The organism is Sphingomonas sp. S2M10 (assembly GCF_012650175.1).
Lineage (GTDB): Bacteria > Pseudomonadota > Alphaproteobacteria > Sphingomonadales > Sphingomonadaceae > Sphingomonas.
In genome coordinates this window covers 117,794-132,681 of the sequence record NZ_JAAILI010000077.1, presented here as the reverse complement: position 1 = coordinate 132,681, position 14,888 = coordinate 117,794, and the positions used below count along the sequence as shown (strand labels likewise).

The window sequence follows — 14,888 nt, the reverse complement described above, 5'->3', positions numbered from 1 at the left end:
CTCGGTTCGATGCCGTGCCGGGCCTGAAACGAACGAGTGATGCCGTGAACGCTATGTCCGAACAGACCCTGTGGGGATGGAAAAATACGCTGATCGATTATGTGCGATCGGGTGAACCCGATCTCACCAATCGGCAGATGGCGCTGCTGATGCTTGTGTATCTCGATCCGGGCCCCCATACGGTGCGCGGTCTGGCACGGGCGCTCAACGTCTCGAAGCCGGTGGTCACGCGTGCCTTGAATCGCCTGGGCACGCTCGGCTATCTGCGCCGCCAGCGCGACGACACCGACAAGCGCAACATCTTCGTAGCGCGTACCGCGGAAGGGGCAGAGTTTCTTGCAGAGTTCGGGCATTTCCTCGCTGGCAACACCATCAGCGAGCCAGTCCCAGAGCGCGCCGACGCGTAAGCGTCTGGCGCTTGGCGGTCGTTCCGCCGCGATCGATCCCCGGGTGGACGCCGTTCGCCCCGACATCGCCGATATCCGCCTGGCGGGCCGTGTGTTCGCACCGCATTACGCGTCGCCGATGCCCCGGGTGATCCATTTCGAAACGCCGCTGCGCGCGACCGCCAAGGGCGACGAGCCGGTGCTGGCGATCCTCCGCAAGGGCGATGTGTTCGAAGTTCTCGAAATCGCCGGCGGTCATGCCTGGGGAACCGCCCCCGGTCCGGCGCTGGTAGGCTATGTCGACGCATCGGCCTTGGGGGAAACCGAATGATCGCGCGCGTTTTCATCGACGGGGCCGCCGGCACCACCGGTCTCGAGATTCGCGAGCGCCTCGCGGGCCGTGCTGAGATCGAGGTGATGATCCTGGACGATCAGGATCGCAAGGACCCCAAGAAACGCGAGGAAGCGCTCAACGCCGCCGATTTCGTTATCCTCTGCCTGCCCGACGACGCGGCGCGCGAAGCGGTGGCGATGATCCAGAACGAGCGCACGCGGGTGATCGACGCCTCGACCGCCTATCGTACCGCCGCCGACTGGACCTATGGCTTTGCCGAGCTCGAACCCGGCCAGGCGGCAGCGATCGCCGAGGCGGCGCGGGTGAGCAATCCGGGCTGCTACCCCACAGGCTTCCTCGCGCTTGTCCGTCCGCTGATCCGCGCCGGGCTGATCCCGCACGATTTCCCGCTGAGCGTGAACGCCGTCTCGGGCTATTCGGGCGGCGGCCGCGCGATGATCGCCGAATTCGAGGGCGACGGCCCGGATCGCACCGACACGGCCTTCCGCCCCTATGGCCTGTCGCTGGCACACAAGCATGTGCCGGAGATGCAGAAACATGCGCGGATCGAGCATCCGCCGATCTTTCTGCCGTCAGTGGCACGCACCTATCGCGGGATGATCGTGGAAGTGCCGCTGCCGCTGTTCGCCTTCACCCGCAAGCCCTCGGTAGAGGCGCTGGAGACGGTGCTGCGCGACGCCTATCGCGACTCGCCGGTGGTGCAGGTACTGCCCGCCGACGTGGCAACGGTGAGCATCGAGGAAAATGCCGGGAGCGACCGCCTTTCGGTTCGCGTGTTCGGCAATGATGAAACTCGTCAGGCGCGGCTGATCGCCACGCTCGACAATCTCGGCAAGGGCGCCGCCGGCGCGGCGGTGCAGAACCTGAACATCATGGCGGGTCTGGATCCGACCGCAGGGCTGGTCCTCTGACCATGCGGATTCCCCTCCCGCGTGCGGGCGGGGAAATCAAACTTCAAAATCTGCCGCCTTCGCATACCTATTCCTCCCCTTCGGCTTGATCTTTCGGCCGCATTGGTGTCTCGCGGGGCGAACCAATCGAGAGGGAAATGATGCAGCAGCCCGTCGGCAAATTGCTTCTGTTCGGTGCCACCGGTGATCTGGCGCAGCGGATGCTGCTTCCTTCGCTTTACGCGCTGCACGCCGATGGCCTGCTCCCGGACGGCCTTACCATCACCGGCACCGCGCGATCCGAGCATGACGACGAGGGCTATCGCGCGTTCGCCGCCAAGGCGCTCGACGAATTCCTGCCCGCCGATCGCAAGGACGACAGCGCTGTCGCCGGATTCCTCCAGCGCGTGCACTATCAGACGCTCGATGCCTCGCAGACCGAAGGCTATGCCGCGCTGAAGGAAAAGCTGGGCGATATCTCCGGCGGGCTCGCCATCTTCCTGTCGACCGCGCCCTGGCTGTTCGGCCCGACGATCAAGGGCCTCGAATCGGCCGGTCTTGCCGGCGAGAATGTCCGGATCAGCCTGGAGAAGCCGCTGGGCCGCGACCTGGCCTCCAGCCGCGAGATCAATGATATCGTCGCGGAGGCCTTCCCCGAGGAGCGGACGTTCCGCATCGATCACTATCTCGGCAAGGAAACCGTTCAGAACATCCTCGCGCTGCGCTTCGGCAATTCGCTGTTCGAGCCGGTATGGAACGCGCGCGGGATCGACAGCGTGCAGATCACTGTCTCGGAGACCGTGGGTCTCGAGGGCCGCGCCGGCTTCTACGAGGATACCGGCGCGCTGCGTGACATGGTGCAGAACCATATGCTCCAGTTGCTCGCTTTGATTGCGATGGAGCCCCCTGCCCGCTTCGACGGCACCTCGATCCGCGACGAGAAGGTCAAGGTGCTGCGCTCGCTCCGCAAGATTCCCGCGGCCGAGGCGCCTAACCTCACCGTGGTCGGCCAATATGGCGGCGGTGCGGTGAAGGGGCAGATCGTCCGCGATTATGCCACCGATCTCGGCAAGGACTCGCGCACCGAGACCTTCGTCGCGATCAAGGCGCATGTCGACAATTGGCGCTGGCAGGGCGTGCCCTTCTATCTGCGCACCGGCAAGCGCCTCGCCGAGCGTCGCTCGGAAATCGTCATCCAGTTCAAGCCGGTGCCGCACTCGATCTTCGCCGAGCGCGGCGGCATGCTCCAGTCGAACACGCTGGTCATCCGCCTTCAACCCGAGGAATATGTCCAGCTGCTGGTGATGGCCAAGCAGCCGGGGCTCGATCGCGACGGCTATCGGCTGCGCGAGGTGCCGCTCAATTTGAGCCTGGACACCGAGTTCGCCGGCACCCGCCGCCGCATCGCCTATGAACGCCTGCTGCTCGACCTCATTGAGGGCGATCCCACGCTGTTCGTCCGCCGCGACGAAGTGGAAGCGCAGTGGGATTGGATCGATGCGATCCGCGCCGGCTGGGACGCCAATGATCTCAAGCCCAAGCCCTACGCCTCGGGCAGCTGGGGGCCCTCGCTCTCGATCGCGCTTACCGAGCGCGACGGGGTGCACTGGCACGAATGAAGAGTGTCGCCGCCTTCGCCTCTTTTGCTCCCCTTCCGCTTGCGGGAGGGGTCGGGGGAGGGATCGACGTGGTGGCTCCATCTTCGACGGTTCGGCGAACGAACCGGCCAGCCCCTCCCGCAAGCGGGAGGGGAGCATTAACGGGACGTTCACCCTATATCGGACCTGCGCGGCTCGCACGCCGCTGACCTGGTCCCACCCAAACCCAAGGAGCTGACATGACGACCGAAATCGAATGGTGGGACTATGAGGACGCCGCCGAGATGGGCGACGCGCTTGCCGGCGACGTGCAGTTCATCATCGAGAGCGCGATCGACGCGCGCGGCGCCGCGGTTATCGCGCTTGCGGGCGGCCGTACCCCCGGCCCGATCTACGCCAAGCTGAGCAAGGCCAAGCTCGACTGGAAGCGCGTGACGATCATCCCGACCGACGATCGCATCGTGCCGATGGGCGACGCGATGTCGAACGTCACCGGCCTGGCCAAGGTGTTCTTGCCACTCGGTGCCCGCGTGATCCCGGTGGTCAGCGAAAAGGCCGATGAGTACAAGGCCGCCGGCCGCGCCGCCGATGCGCGCCTTCAGGACTTCCACTGGCCGCTCGATCTCTGCCTGCTCGGCATGGGCGCCGATGGCCATACCGCCTCGATCTTCCCCGGCCCCGATCTCGCCGAAGCGCTGACCGGCCCCAAGGAGCGCCGCGCACTGGGCGTGATGCCCGATCCGCTGCCGCCCGAAGCCCCCGTCCCCCGCGTGACTTTGTCGCTGGCCGCGATCGTCTCGGCGCGCGCGCTGATGATCGCGATCACCGGTCAGGAGAAGAAGGACGTGCTCGAGCGCGCGATCTCCGAAGGCGCCGGCTCGACCCTCCCGATCGGCCGCGTGCTTGCCGAAACCGAACTGCCTGTCGACATCCACTGGAGTCTGTAAATGGCCAATCTGCACGCCGAAATCGCAGCCGTCACCGATCGGGTGATCGAGCGGTCCAAGGCGGGCCGCACCGCCTATCTCGACCTGATCCGCCGCGAACGCGAATCGGGCAATGACCGCCCGAAGCTGGGCTGCGCGAATCTCGCCCATGCCTATGCCGGTACGGAGGAACAGCGCGAGGCGCTGAAGACCGGCGCGCGGATGAACATCGGCATCGTCACGTCGTACAACGACATGCTGTCGGCCCATGCGCCTTACTACCGGTATCCCGAGCAGATGAAGGTCTGGGCGCTCGAGGCCGGCGCCACCGCGCAGGTGGCGGGCGGGGTACCCGCGATGTGCGACGGCGTGACCCAAGGCTATCAGGGCATGGAGCTCTCCCTGTTCAGCCGAGACACCATCGCGATGGCGACCGCAGTATCGCTCAGCCACCGCGTCTTCGAGGGCGCGGCGCTGCTCGGCATCTGCGACAAGATCGTGCCCGGCCTGCTGATGGGCGCGCTGCGCTTCGGTCATCTGCCGATGGTGCTGATCCCCGGCGGCCCGATGCGCTCGGGCCTGCCCAACAAGGAAAAGGCCGCCGTCCGCGAGCGCTACGCCGAGGGTAAGGCGACTCGCGAAGAACTGCTTGAGGCCGAAATCGCCGCCTATCACGGCAAGGGCACCTGCACCTTCTATGGTACCGCCAACTCGAACCAGATGATGATGGAGGCGATGGGCCTCCATGTCCCCGGCTCGGCCTTCGCCAATCCGGGCACCAAGCTGCGCCAGGAACTGACCCGGCACGCCGTCCACCGTCTTGCCGAGATCGGCTGGAACGGCGACGATTACCGCCCGATCGGCCATGTCGTCGACGAGCGTGCGATCGTGAACGCCGCGATCGTGCTGCTGGCGACCGGCGGCTCGACCAACCACCTGATCCACGTCCCCGCCTTTGCGCGCGCGGCCGGCATCATCATCGACTGGGACGATTTCGACCGCCTCTCGCGCGTCGTGCCGCTGATGACCCGCGTCTATCCGAACGGCTCGGCCGATGTGAACCAGTTCGAGGATGCCGGGGGCCCGTCCTTCGTCATCAAGGAACTGCTGCGCGCCGGGCTGATGCACGGCGACGCGCTGACCATCGCCAGGGACGGCATGGCCGCCTATGGCCGCAAGCCCGACATCGAGGGCGATGCGCTCGTCTGGACCGACCATGGCGAAACGAGCAACGACGAGAATATCGTCCGCACCGTCGAGACGGCCTTTTCGCCCGAGGGCGGCTTCCGCATCCTCAAGGGCAATATCGGCCGCGCCTGCATCAAGGTCTCGGCGGTCGAACGCGAGCGCTGGGTCATCGAGGCCCCTGCCCGCGTCTTCTCGGATCAGCTGGACGTGCTGGAGGCGTTCAAGGCCGGCGAGCTGGAGCGCGACGTGATCGTCGTCGTGCGCTTCCAGGGCCCGCGCGCCAATGGCATGCCGGAGCTGCACAAGCTCACCCCGCAGCTCGGTGTCCTGCAGAATCGCGGCTTCAAGGTGGCGCTGGTCACCGACGGGCGGATGTCGGGCGCGAGCGGCAAGGTGCCCGCGGCGATCCACCTCTCGCCGGAAGCCCTGGGCGGCGGCCCGATCGGCAAGGTGCGTGATGGCGACATCCTCCGCCTTGATGCCGAGAACGGCACGCTGGAGGCTCTGGTCCCGGCCGACGAGTGGGACGCACGCGAGCATGCATCGTCCCCCCCGCCGGCGATCGGCACCGGCCGCGAGCTCTTCGCGATGATGCGCCATCACTGCGACGAAGCCGAAAAGGGCGCGTCGGCGATGCTGCACGAAGCCGGGCTGTGAGATTGTAACGCATGTAAATCATACCCGTCCTGCACACGGACTTTACATCCGCGCGACGGACGGGAAGAAGAACGGCCGCCCACTGGCAACGTTGACAGGGGCTGCAGAGAGAGGATCGGAATCGGATGGAAGTCGTCGCCGTCGACATCGGGGGGACCCACGCGCGCTTTGCGGTGGCGGAGGTCGCGGAGGGTCGCGTCGTTTCGCTCAGCGAGCCGATCACCCAGAAGGTAGCCGAACATCCCAGCCTCCAGCTCGCCTGGCGCGCCTTTGGCGAGCAGCTCGGTCGCCCAGTGCCCAAGGCGGCGGCGATTGCAGTGGCGTCGCCAGTCAACAACGACCTCATCAAGCTCACCAACAATCCCTGGATCATCCGCCCGCCGCTGATCCCGGAGCGGCTGGGTGCCGATACCTGGACGATCGTCAACGATTTCGAAGCGATCGGCCATGCCGTCGCGCAACTCGAGGACGCCTCGTTCCTTCATCTGTGCGGTCCGGAAACCTCGCTCCCGGTAAAAGGCTCGATTACGGTGTGCGGGCCGGGTACCGGGCTCGGCGTGGCGCAGGTGTTCCGCCATCGCAGCGGCGGCTATGACATTATCGCCACCGAGGGCGGCCATAGCGACTTCGCGCCGCTCGACGCGATCGAGGATGCGCTGGTGAAGCGACTGCGTCGCACCTATCAGCGCGTTTCCAAGGAACGCATCGTCGCCGGACCGGCGATTGTCTCGATCTACGAGACGCTGGCCGATCTCGAAGGCGTTCCCGTTTCCCGCCTCGACGACAAGGCCATCTGGACGCTGGCGCTGGAAGGCAAGGACAGCCTCGCGGTCGCTGCGCTTGATCGCTTCTGCCTCAGCCTCGGCGCGGTGGCGGGCGATCTCGCGCTTGCCCATGGCCCTACTGCGGTGGTGATCGCGGGCGGTCTGGGGTTGCGCCTCAAGGACCATCTGCTGCAATCGGGGTTCGGCGAGCGATTCGTCGCCAAGGGGCGATTCCGCTCCCTGATGGCGACGATCCCCGTCAAGCTGATCACCCATCCCCAGCCGGGCCTGTACGGCGCAGCCGCCGCCTTCGCCCAGGAGCATGCACAGTGAGCGACACCCGCCCCACGATCGAAGCCATCATGCGCACCGCCCCGGTCATCCCGGTGCTGGTGATCGACGACGCCGCCAAGGCGCGCCCGCTCGCCGAGGCGCTGGTGAAGGGCGGTCTGCGCGTGCTCGAAGTGACGATGCGCACGCCGGCGGCGCTCGACGCCATCCGCGAGATGAAGCAGGTTCCCGGCGCGATCGTGGGTGCCGGCACCGTGGTCAACACCCAGCAATTCGAGCAGGTGATGCGGGAGGACGCCGAGTTCATCGTATCCCCCGGCCTGACCGACCGTATCGGCGATGCGATCGTCAAGAGCGGCGTGCCGTATCTGCCGGGCATCGCCAATGCCGGCGACATCATGCGCGGCATGGATCTGGGCCTGAGCCACTTCAAGTTCTTCCCGGCCGAGACCTCGGGCGGACTCAAGGCGCTCAAGGCGCTTGCCGCGCCTTTCTACGAGGCGAAGTTCTGCCCCACCGGCGGCATCAGCCTGGCGAGCGCGCCCGAGTGGCTGGCGTTCGATCCGGTGCTCTGCGTCGGCGGCAGCTGGATCGCCAGCGGCTCGCTGGAAGAGGTGGAAGCCAAGGCGCGCGAAGCCGCCGCGCTGCCGCGATAATTCACACGTTCTAAGCCCCTCCTCCTTGGAGGAGGGGTTTGGGGTGGAGGGATTCCAGACCCGCTGTTGGTCTCTGCGAGACACAGCCCCACCCCTACCCCTCCCCTAAAGGGGAGGGGCTAAGCTCTCCAAACCCTTGCCCTTTGCCAATATACGAACCATATACGCTCCGTAGTCTCACCCATACCGGAGCACCCATGGGCATCGTGAAAATCGCCGACGACCTCCACGAGGAGGCGCGCCGCGCCAGCGCGGTGATGTGCCGCTCGATCAACGCCCAGGCGGAATATTGGATGAAGATCGGCATGCTCGCCGAGGCCAACCCCACCCTCTCCTTCAACGAGATTGTCCGCCGCCAGCTGGCCGAGGCGCAGGTCGGCGCCGCCGCGTTCGAGCCCGCCTGAGATGGTCAAGACGCCAGAAGAGCTCGACCTGATGCGAGAAGCAGGGCGGCTGCTCGCCCAGGTCTTTACGATGCTCGACCGCACGCCGCTCGCCGGCATGTCGACACTCGCAATCGACACGCTGGTCGAGCGCTACATCACCGACGAGCTCCACGCCCGCCCCGCCAGCAAGGGGCAATATGGCTATGGCTTCGTGCTCAACTGCTCGATCAACCATGTCGTCTGCCACGGCGTGCCCGATGCCGCGACGATCGTCCGCGACGGCGACATCATCAACCTCGACATCACGCTGGAAAAGAACGGCTTCATCGCCGATTCCAGCAAGACCTACATGGTCGGCACCGTCTCGCCCCAGGCCCGGCGGCTGGTGAAGGTGACGCAGGAAGCGCTGTGGAAGGGCATCGCCCAAGTCCGCCCCGGCGCGACGCTGGGTGACATCGGCGCCGCGATCGAGCGCCACGCCAAGCAGCACGGCTATTCCATCGTCCGCGATTATTGCGGCCACGGCATCGGCCGCGAGATGCACGAGGAGCCCTCGGTCCTTCATTTCGGCCGCCCCGGCACAGGCATGAAGCTGCGCGAAGGCATGACCTTCACGATCGAGCCGATGCTTAACCAGGGCACCCGCAAGGTGACGACGCTCGACGACGGCTGGACGGTGGTGACCAACGACCGCAAGCTCTCCGCGCAGTTCGAGCACACCGTTGCGGTGACCGCCACCGGGGTCGAGGTGCTGACCCTGCGCGAGGGCGAACGCGTGCCCGCCTAGTGGGTCCGCAGGGCGCGGCGCTTGCGAAACGATTGCCCCCTCCCCATCTATCCATCATCGCCGGCTTCCAATCCGTAAGCGCCGGCGGCTGGGTACGTCATGTTCTCGCTTGCGCAGCACGAGTGTGTCCATGGACCTCGCCGATCTGCTTCCCCGATATCAGAACTGCCAGCCCCGCGTCGTAGTCGCCGAGTGCATCGCGTTGCATGCCTCCCAGCGAGCGTGGGCCTGTGCCGATCCCATCCACTCATGGCACCGTGCCAACGCCGCGCCTCACATGGCGATCACCGTCTGATGGGTGCGATCACGCAGCTCGCCGTCGGCGCAACCTCGGACGAGAAGGACCGCCCGCGCTTCCGCGGCACCGCCCGGACGAAACTTGCTCCCGATGTCATCGCCCGCCAGTCGCGCGTCGCCCTGCTCGCCTTTCAGTGCCTGCCCGACCGCGACGCAGCTCTGGCGTTCCTCAACGGCGTGCACGACGCGCTTGGCGGGCGCCCGATCGACGTTGCCAGTTCCGGCGAGGCGGGCGCTGCACGCGTTGAAGCCGCCCTGCGTTCACTGGTCTGAGCTGGCCCATGTTCCAGACACCATATATCGGCTAACAGGTGCCATGGCCGAACGCTTCGAACGACATCGCCAGCCCTGGCGTCCCGACGAGCTGCAAAAGCTCCACACCCTCGCCAAGAAGGGCATGCCGCTGCGTGCCATCGCCAAGGCGCTTACCCGCAGCGAGGAATCGGTGAAGGAACGCGCCAAACTCGACGGTCTCTCGATCGCCAAGCTGCACTAGCCGCTCCGCGCTCGTACCAGCGCGGAGTCCAGCGCCGAGAGAAAGCGCGAGCGATCCTCCTTCCCGAACGGCGGCGGGCCGCCGATGCGGTCGCCGCCGGCCCGCAGATCTGCCATGATCGCGCGCACCGCCACTGCGCTGCCGATCGAGCTGGTGGTGAACGGCTTGCCGTTAGGGGACAGCACTGCTGCCGCGCCTGCCTTCAGGCAGCGATCGGCGAGCAGGATGTCTGCGGTCACCACCACGCTGCCGGCGTTGCTGTGCTCGGCGATCCAGTTGTCGGCCGCGTCGAACCCCTCGCTCACCACCACACGGGTGATCAGCGGATGCTGCGGCACGCGCAGATGCGCATTGCTGACCAGCGTCACCGGCACCTCCATCCGCCAGGCGACCTTGTAGATCTCGTCCTTGACCGGGCAGGCATCGGCATCGACGAGGATATGCGGCGCAATCGTCATGCTTCGCCCTGCCATAGCAGCATGCGCGGGCCAAGCCGCCACGGCCGACCAAGGGACCAAAGCGAATTCCTGCGCATGGCGATCGCGCCTGTTCTCTGCGCATTGGCCCGGCAAAGCGGCGATCCTGCTGATCCGGGCGAGGGCGAGCCGGCAGCGCATGCGGACGGCTGGAGCACCGAACGCGTGTGTGCGATCCCCGCCGCGCGATAAGTGGCAGCGCGATACGGTTTCCGCACCGCGCGGTTCAGCTGTGCCGCAGCCACCGCGATGCTCGCGCGCAAGCCAGTTCCGGGGGAGCGTCGATGGCGCTTCCCCGGAGTCGCTGGAACGGTCGGAGCCCTCGTCTCAGTTCTGCGCCGCCTTCGCCTCGGGGCGCGCCGGCGGCCGGCTGGATGCGGCGCTGCGCAGGGCATCGTCGTACCAGGCGGCGAGGTCACGATGCATCTGGGGCATCGTCGCCGGGTTCAGATAGACCATGTGTCCGGCATCATAATAGGTGAAGCGGATGTTGTTCTGGAGCTGCGGGTCGAGCAGCATGTGGCTCACGTCGAACTCGGCGCCGAAAAATGGTGTGGCAAAGTCGTAATAGCCGTTCATGAACAAGACCTTGAGATACGGGTTGGTCCGCATCGTATAGGCGAGGTCGGCGGCGCTGTTCGGCATCAGGTGCGTGCCGCTGCCATCGGGCGCGCGGTGCTTCCAGTCCCATTCGAACCCCGGGCCGCGCGCGGTCATGCGGTACGGCATGTCGGTTTTGTAGCCCAGCACGCGGGTCGCATAGTCCTGGAAGGTTGCGACAAAGGCGCCGGTAACCGCCGTGGAGGCCGGATCGTCGCTCGGGCTGTCGGCATTGGCGTCGGTGACGTTCAGCAGGTAGCGAGAATCCAGGCGCCCGACCGCGAGACGCCGATCCCGCAGCAACTCGGTCTGGAAACGCGGCAGGGTGAGACGCAGGTCTGCACGCAGGATATAGGCCTCGCTGATGCCGGTATAGTCCGCCATCTTCCTGGCGACCGCCGCCTTCTCGGCCGCCGAGATGGTCGAGCCCTTGGCGAGCGCAGCGGCGTAGGGGCCGCTGGTGAAGGCGCGCACCTCCGCAAGGAAGGTCGGCAGATCGGCGGCACGGTTCTGAAGCCGATTGTGATACCATGCGGTCGCCGCCATGGTCGGGAAAAGCGTCAGGAAATTTTGGTCGTAGCCTGGCTGGCGCACGCCATAGTTCATGATCGTCGAGAACTGCACCATGCCGTTCAGGCTCAGCCCCGCCTCCTCCAGCTTGGCGGCAACCACCGGATTGCGCAGCGTGCCGTAACTCTCGCCGAACAGGAATTTCGGGCTTTGCCAGCGATCGAACTTGCTGGTGTAGCGGAGGATGGCACGGGCAAAGCCGTCGGCATCCTGGTCGACGCCCCAGAAGTCCTTGCCGGTCTTGTCCCCCAGCGGCCGTGACCAGCCGGCGCCGAGCGCGTCGATGAAGACGAGATCGCTCTTGTCGATCAGCGAGTCCGGGTTGGGGCCGAAGCCATAGGGCGCCGGGCGAATATATTCCGGATTGGCGGTGGTGACCCGCACCGGCGCAAAGCTGCCCATGTGGAGCCAGATCGTCGGCGAGCCCGGCCCGCCATTGTAGAAGAAGGTCACCGGCCGCTGCTCGCGCGGCGCGCCGTCGCGCACATAAGCGGTGTAGAAATAGGAGGCGGTCGGCTTACCGTCGTCGTCGCGAATGGTGAGCGTGCCCGCGGTGGCGGTATAGGCGATGCGCTGGCCCCCCACAGTGACCGCGCCGTGGCTGACCGCCGCAGCCTCCTCGACCGAGGGCTTGGCCCAAGCCGCCTCCGCCTCGGCCTTCATCTGCTCGCGATGATCGCCCTTGGCAGCTGCCTCCTTCGGCTTCTCCTGCGCCAAGGCGGGGCTGGCGGTGGTGGCGAACAACAGGCACAACAAGGCGGCACGACGCATTCTTTCCCCCTGAATTTTCGGATCAGGGAGACTTTGTTACATGCCAAAGACGGGGAAACAAGCCGGGAAGCGAAGGGCCTACATCTCGCCGCGCGCACGGCGAAGCGCATACCATTTCGCCACGTTCGCCTGATGCTGAGCATAGGTCTCGGCGAAGACATGGCCGCCGCTGCCGTCTGCAACAAAGTAGAGCGCCTTTGACTGCGCCGGGTGCAACACCGCGTCGATCGATGCGCGGCCCGGATTGGCGATCGGCCCTTCGGGCAGGCCGCGCATGGTATAGGTGTTGTAGCCGTTCTTCGCGCGCAGCTCCGATTGCAGGATCCGTCGGCCGAGCGGCTTGCCCTTGGTAATCGGATAGATGATCGTGGGATCCGCCTGCAGCGGCATCCCGGCCTTCAGGCGATTGGCATAGACGGCCGCGACCGTGGTGCGCTCCGAAGGCTTGCCGGTTTCCTTTTCGACGATCGAGGCGAGAATGATCGCCTCGCGCGGGGTGGTCACCACCAGGCCTTTGGCGCGTCCCGCCCAGGCCTTGGCGAGATAGGCCGCCATCGCCTTCTGCATCCGCGCCAGCACCGCCGCACGCGGTTCATTGCGAACATAGGCATAGCTGTCGGGCAGGACGGAGCCTTCTGCCGGCGTCTCCGCAGCGCCGGTGAGCGCGGGTGCCTTGGCCAGCGCCTCGGCGACGAGGATCGATGCCATGCCTTCGGGCACGGTCACCAGCCGCTGCAGCGTATTCCCATCCTGGAGCATGGCGAGGATCTGTCGCGCGCTGGAACGTGGTGCGATGCGATATTCGCCCGCACGGATCGTACCGCCGCCCCCGAACAGCTTGGCGAAGGTGAGGAAGACCGGGCGGGAGGCGATCGCCCCCGCCTTCTCCAGTTCGCGGGCGGCGCGGGAAAGCGTCGCCCCCTCCGGCACGACGACGCTCAATTCCCGGGTCGCCGGCCCCGGCCCCGCCCAGAGAAACCAGCCACCGGCAAAGGCGGCGACCAGCAGCAGCGCGGCAACGAGCAGAACGCGCGGCCCCCGGCTCCGGCGCGCAGATGCACGCTTGCGGGAACGGGAGCGTGCGTCCTTCGCCATGGCCTTACAGCGCCTTCATTACCAGGCTGGCATTGGTACCGCCGAAGCCGAACGAATTGTTCAGCACGGCCTTCACCTTCCGCTCCTTGGCGATGTGCGGCACCAGGTCGACGCCAGCGCAATTCTCGCTCGGATTGTCGAGGTTGAGCGTCGGCGGCACGATCTGGTCGCGCAGCGCGAGGATGCAGAAGATGCTCTCCACCGCACCGGCGCCACCCAGCAGGTGGCCGATCGCCGATTTGGTCGAGCTCATCGACAGGCTGCCGAGCGCATCGCCGAACAGTCGGCGTACCGCACCGAGCTCCAGTTCATCGCCCATCGGAGTCGAGGTGCCGTGCGCGTTGATGTAATCGATGTCCTCGAGCGCCAGGCCAGACTTGCGCATCGCCATCTGCATCGAACGGAACGCCCCCGAGCCCTCGGGGTGGGGCGCGGTGACGTGATAGGCGTCGCCCGAAAGGCCATAGCCGACCACCTCGGCATAGATCTTCGCGCCGCGCGCCTTGGCATGCTCATATTCCTCGAGCACGACGACGCCCGCGCCCTCGCCCATCACGAAGCCGTCGCGGCCCTGATCCCAGGGGCGGCTGGCCTTGGTGGGGTCGTCGCGGAATCCGGTGGAAAGCGCGCGCGCCTGGCCGAAGCCGGCGATGCCAATCGGGCAGACGGTGCTTTCCGCGCCGCCCGCCAGCATGATGTCGGCATCATCCATCGCGATCATCCGCGCGGCGTCGCCGATCGAGTGGGCGCCGGTCGAGCAGGCGGTGACCACCGCATGGTTCGGGCCCATCAGTCCGTATTTGATCGAGACCTGGCCGGAGATCAGATTGATCAGGCGTCCATGGACGAAGTGCGGCGATACGCGCTTCGGCCCCTTTTCGGCGAGGACGAGCGATTCGCTCTCGATGCCCGGCAGGCCGCCAATGCCCGAACCGATCGAGCAGCCGGCGCGGAACCGCATTTCCTCGGGCATGTCCAGCAGGCCGGCATCCTCGATCGCCTGGCCGGCGGCATCGATGCCATAGACGATGAACGGATCGACCTGGCGCTGGATCTTGTGATCGACGCGCTTGCCCGCATCGAAGCCATATTCATGATCGGCCGGCTTCACTTCACAGGCATAGTTGCTCTGGAAGTCGGTGGCGTCGAACCGGGTGATCGTGCCCGCGCCGGACTTGCTGGCGAGGATGTTCTTCCAGGCGGTTTCGACATCGGCCCCCAGCGGGGTGACGAGGCCCAGGCCGGTCACGACTACGCGGCGCATGGCAGTTCTCCAGTCAATCTACGTTCGGTTGTAGGTGTAATACAAAACGGCTCCCCGTCCGCATCGCCAAGAAGGCACGGGACGGGAAGCCGCCTAGTCGCAATTCCTGCCCATCGGGCGGGGAGCGCGGTTCGAGCGTCAGCCCTGCTGATGCTCGGAGATGTAGGCAACGGCGTCGCCGACGGTGCTGATCTTCTCCGCGGCGTCGTCCGGGATCTCGACCCCGAATTCTTCCTCGAAGGCCATCACCAGCTCGACGATGTCGAGGCTGTCCGCACCGAGATCATCGGTGAAGCTCGCGGTCGGCACCACGTCCTTGGCGTCGACGCCCAGATGGTCGACAACGAGCGCCTGCACGCGGGTGGTGATCTCTTCCTGGTTGGCCATGGTCCCTGTTTTCCTTTGTGATGGGGCTCTGAATCCGTTTTCCCGCAC

At 66.2% G+C, this 14,888-nt stretch carries 17 protein-coding genes; 12 read left to right on the top strand and 5 right to left on the bottom strand.

Annotated features, from left to right (window positions below):
- Positions 1–53 precede the first annotated feature (53 nt).
- From S2M10_RS18280 to S2M10_RS18225, 12 genes are all read left to right on the top strand, one after another.
- Positions 54–407 (top strand): MarR family transcriptional regulator, encoded by a 354-nt coding sequence (locus tag S2M10_RS18280; protein WP_084253223.1) that lies wholly within the window; start codon positions 54–56, stop codon positions 405–407.
- A 43-nt stretch (positions 408–450) separates the two neighbouring features.
- Positions 451–717: an SH3 domain-containing protein gene (locus tag S2M10_RS18275; protein WP_348770635.1), complete on the top strand. Its 267-nt coding sequence runs from the start codon at positions 451–453 to the stop codon at positions 715–717.
- Complete coding sequence (gene argC, locus S2M10_RS18270) at positions 714–1,652, top strand: N-acetyl-gamma-glutamyl-phosphate reductase (RefSeq protein WP_168847301.1); 939 nt, start codon at positions 714–716, stop codon at positions 1,650–1,652. The genes S2M10_RS18275 and argC overlap by 4 nt, the downstream gene beginning before the upstream one ends.
- A gap of 137 nt (positions 1,653–1,789) precedes the next feature.
- Complete coding sequence (zwf, locus tag S2M10_RS18265) at positions 1,790–3,250, top strand: glucose-6-phosphate dehydrogenase (RefSeq protein ID WP_168847300.1); 1,461 nt, start codon at positions 1,790–1,792, stop codon at positions 3,248–3,250.
- 218 nt (positions 3,251–3,468) lie between these two features.
- Positions 3,469–4,176: a 6-phosphogluconolactonase gene (gene pgl / locus S2M10_RS18260; RefSeq protein ID WP_168847299.1), complete on the top strand. Its 708-nt coding sequence runs from the start codon at positions 3,469–3,471 to the stop codon at positions 4,174–4,176.
- Positions 4,177–6,000 carry a phosphogluconate dehydratase gene (gene edd, locus S2M10_RS18255; RefSeq protein WP_168847298.1) on the top strand — a complete coding sequence of 608 codons (1,824 nt, stop codon included), beginning with the start codon at positions 4,177–4,179 and terminating at the stop codon, positions 5,998–6,000. It begins immediately after the preceding gene.
- A 125-nt stretch (positions 6,001–6,125) separates the two neighbouring features.
- Positions 6,126–7,097, top strand: coding sequence for a glucokinase (locus tag S2M10_RS18250; protein ID WP_168847297.1), 972 nt, complete (start codon positions 6,126–6,128; stop codon positions 7,095–7,097).
- A 29-nt stretch (positions 7,098–7,126) separates the two neighbouring features.
- Positions 7,127–7,711 carry a bifunctional 4-hydroxy-2-oxoglutarate aldolase/2-dehydro-3-deoxy-phosphogluconate aldolase gene (eda, locus tag S2M10_RS18245; protein ID WP_168847337.1) on the top strand — a complete coding sequence of 195 codons (585 nt, stop codon included), beginning with the start codon at positions 7,127–7,129 and terminating at the stop codon, positions 7,709–7,711.
- 197 nt (positions 7,712–7,908) lie between these two features.
- On the top strand, positions 7,909–8,115 hold the full coding sequence (locus S2M10_RS18240; protein WP_168847296.1) for a ParD-like family protein: 207 nt from the start codon (positions 7,909–7,911) through the stop codon (positions 8,113–8,115).
- Between the two features lies 1 nt (position 8,116).
- Positions 8,117–8,884 (top strand): type I methionyl aminopeptidase, encoded by a 768-nt coding sequence (gene map, locus S2M10_RS18235; RefSeq protein WP_168847295.1) that lies wholly within the window; start codon positions 8,117–8,119, stop codon positions 8,882–8,884.
- A 294-nt stretch (positions 8,885–9,178) separates the two neighbouring features.
- The gene (locus S2M10_RS18230) at positions 9,179–9,454 is read left to right on the top strand and encodes an antitoxin Xre/MbcA/ParS toxin-binding domain-containing protein (RefSeq protein ID WP_168847294.1); all 276 of its coding nucleotides are present in this window, start codon (positions 9,179–9,181) and stop codon (positions 9,452–9,454) included.
- Between the two features lie 43 nt (positions 9,455–9,497).
- Entirely contained in the window at positions 9,498–9,677 is a 180-nt protein-coding gene (locus S2M10_RS18225; RefSeq protein ID WP_010543827.1) for a hypothetical protein, read from the top strand.
- Here the strand turns inward: S2M10_RS18225 and S2M10_RS18220 are convergent.
- From S2M10_RS18220 to S2M10_RS18200, 5 genes are all read right to left on the bottom strand, one after another.
- Complete coding sequence (locus S2M10_RS18220) at positions 9,674–10,135, bottom strand: YaiI/YqxD family protein (protein ID WP_168847293.1); 462 nt, start codon at positions 10,133–10,135, stop codon at positions 9,674–9,676. The two genes, S2M10_RS18225 and S2M10_RS18220, sit on opposite strands and share 4 nt — an antisense overlap.
- 345 nt (positions 10,136–10,480) lie before the next feature.
- Positions 10,481–12,094, bottom strand: a complete 1,614-nt coding sequence (locus S2M10_RS18215) for a peptidase S10 (protein ID WP_168847292.1) — start codon at positions 12,092–12,094, stop codon at positions 10,481–10,483.
- A gap of 78 nt (positions 12,095–12,172) precedes the next feature.
- Positions 12,173–13,189 carry an endolytic transglycosylase MltG gene (mltG, locus tag S2M10_RS18210; protein ID WP_168847291.1) on the bottom strand — a complete coding sequence of 339 codons (1,017 nt, stop codon included), beginning with the start codon at positions 13,187–13,189 and terminating at the stop codon, positions 12,173–12,175.
- A 4-nt stretch (positions 13,190–13,193) separates the two neighbouring features.
- Positions 13,194–14,453, bottom strand: a complete 1,260-nt coding sequence (gene fabF / locus S2M10_RS18205; protein ID WP_168847290.1) for a beta-ketoacyl-ACP synthase II — start codon at positions 14,451–14,453, stop codon at positions 13,194–13,196.
- 138 nt (positions 14,454–14,591) lie between these two features.
- Positions 14,592–14,840: an acyl carrier protein gene (locus S2M10_RS18200; RefSeq protein WP_010543822.1), complete on the bottom strand. Its 249-nt coding sequence runs from the start codon at positions 14,838–14,840 to the stop codon at positions 14,592–14,594.
- Positions 14,841–14,888 lie beyond the last annotated feature (48 nt).

Bases quoted from the DNA above. Each gene is read 5' to 3' on its own strand.
- S2M10_RS18280 (WP_084253223.1), top strand. From the start codon at position 54: ATGTCCGAACAGACCCTGTGGGGATGGAAAAATACGCTGATCGATTAT.
- argC (WP_168847301.1), top strand. From the start codon at position 714: ATGATCGCGCGCGTTTTCATCGACGGGGCCGCCGGCACCACCGGTCTC.
- zwf (WP_168847300.1), top strand. From the start codon at position 1,790: ATGATGCAGCAGCCCGTCGGCAAATTGCTTCTGTTCGGTGCCACCGGT.
- pgl (WP_168847299.1), top strand. From the start codon at position 3,469: ATGACGACCGAAATCGAATGGTGGGACTATGAGGACGCCGCCGAGATG.
- edd (WP_168847298.1), top strand. From the start codon at position 4,177: ATGGCCAATCTGCACGCCGAAATCGCAGCCGTCACCGATCGGGTGATC.
- S2M10_RS18250 (WP_168847297.1), top strand. From the start codon at position 6,126: ATGGAAGTCGTCGCCGTCGACATCGGGGGGACCCACGCGCGCTTTGCG.
- eda (WP_168847337.1), top strand. From the start codon at position 7,127: ATGCGCACCGCCCCGGTCATCCCGGTGCTGGTGATCGACGACGCCGCC.
- S2M10_RS18240 (WP_168847296.1), top strand. From the start codon at position 7,909: ATGGGCATCGTGAAAATCGCCGACGACCTCCACGAGGAGGCGCGCCGC.
- map (WP_168847295.1), top strand. From the start codon at position 8,117: ATGGTCAAGACGCCAGAAGAGCTCGACCTGATGCGAGAAGCAGGGCGG.
- S2M10_RS18230 (WP_168847294.1), top strand. From the start codon at position 9,179: ATGGGTGCGATCACGCAGCTCGCCGTCGGCGCAACCTCGGACGAGAAG.
- S2M10_RS18225 (WP_010543827.1), top strand. From the start codon at position 9,498: ATGGCCGAACGCTTCGAACGACATCGCCAGCCCTGGCGTCCCGACGAG.
- S2M10_RS18220 (WP_168847293.1), bottom strand. From the start codon at position 10,135: ATGACGATTGCGCCGCATATCCTCGTCGATGCCGATGCCTGCCCGGTC.
- S2M10_RS18215 (WP_168847292.1), bottom strand. From the start codon at position 12,094: ATGCGTCGTGCCGCCTTGTTGTGCCTGTTGTTCGCCACCACCGCCAGC.
- mltG (WP_168847291.1), bottom strand. From the start codon at position 13,189: ATGGCGAAGGACGCACGCTCCCGTTCCCGCAAGCGTGCATCTGCGCGC.
- fabF (WP_168847290.1), bottom strand. From the start codon at position 14,453: ATGCGCCGCGTAGTCGTGACCGGCCTGGGCCTCGTCACCCCGCTGGGG.
- S2M10_RS18200 (WP_010543822.1), bottom strand. From the start codon at position 14,840: ATGGCCAACCAGGAAGAGATCACCACCCGCGTGCAGGCGCTCGTTGTC.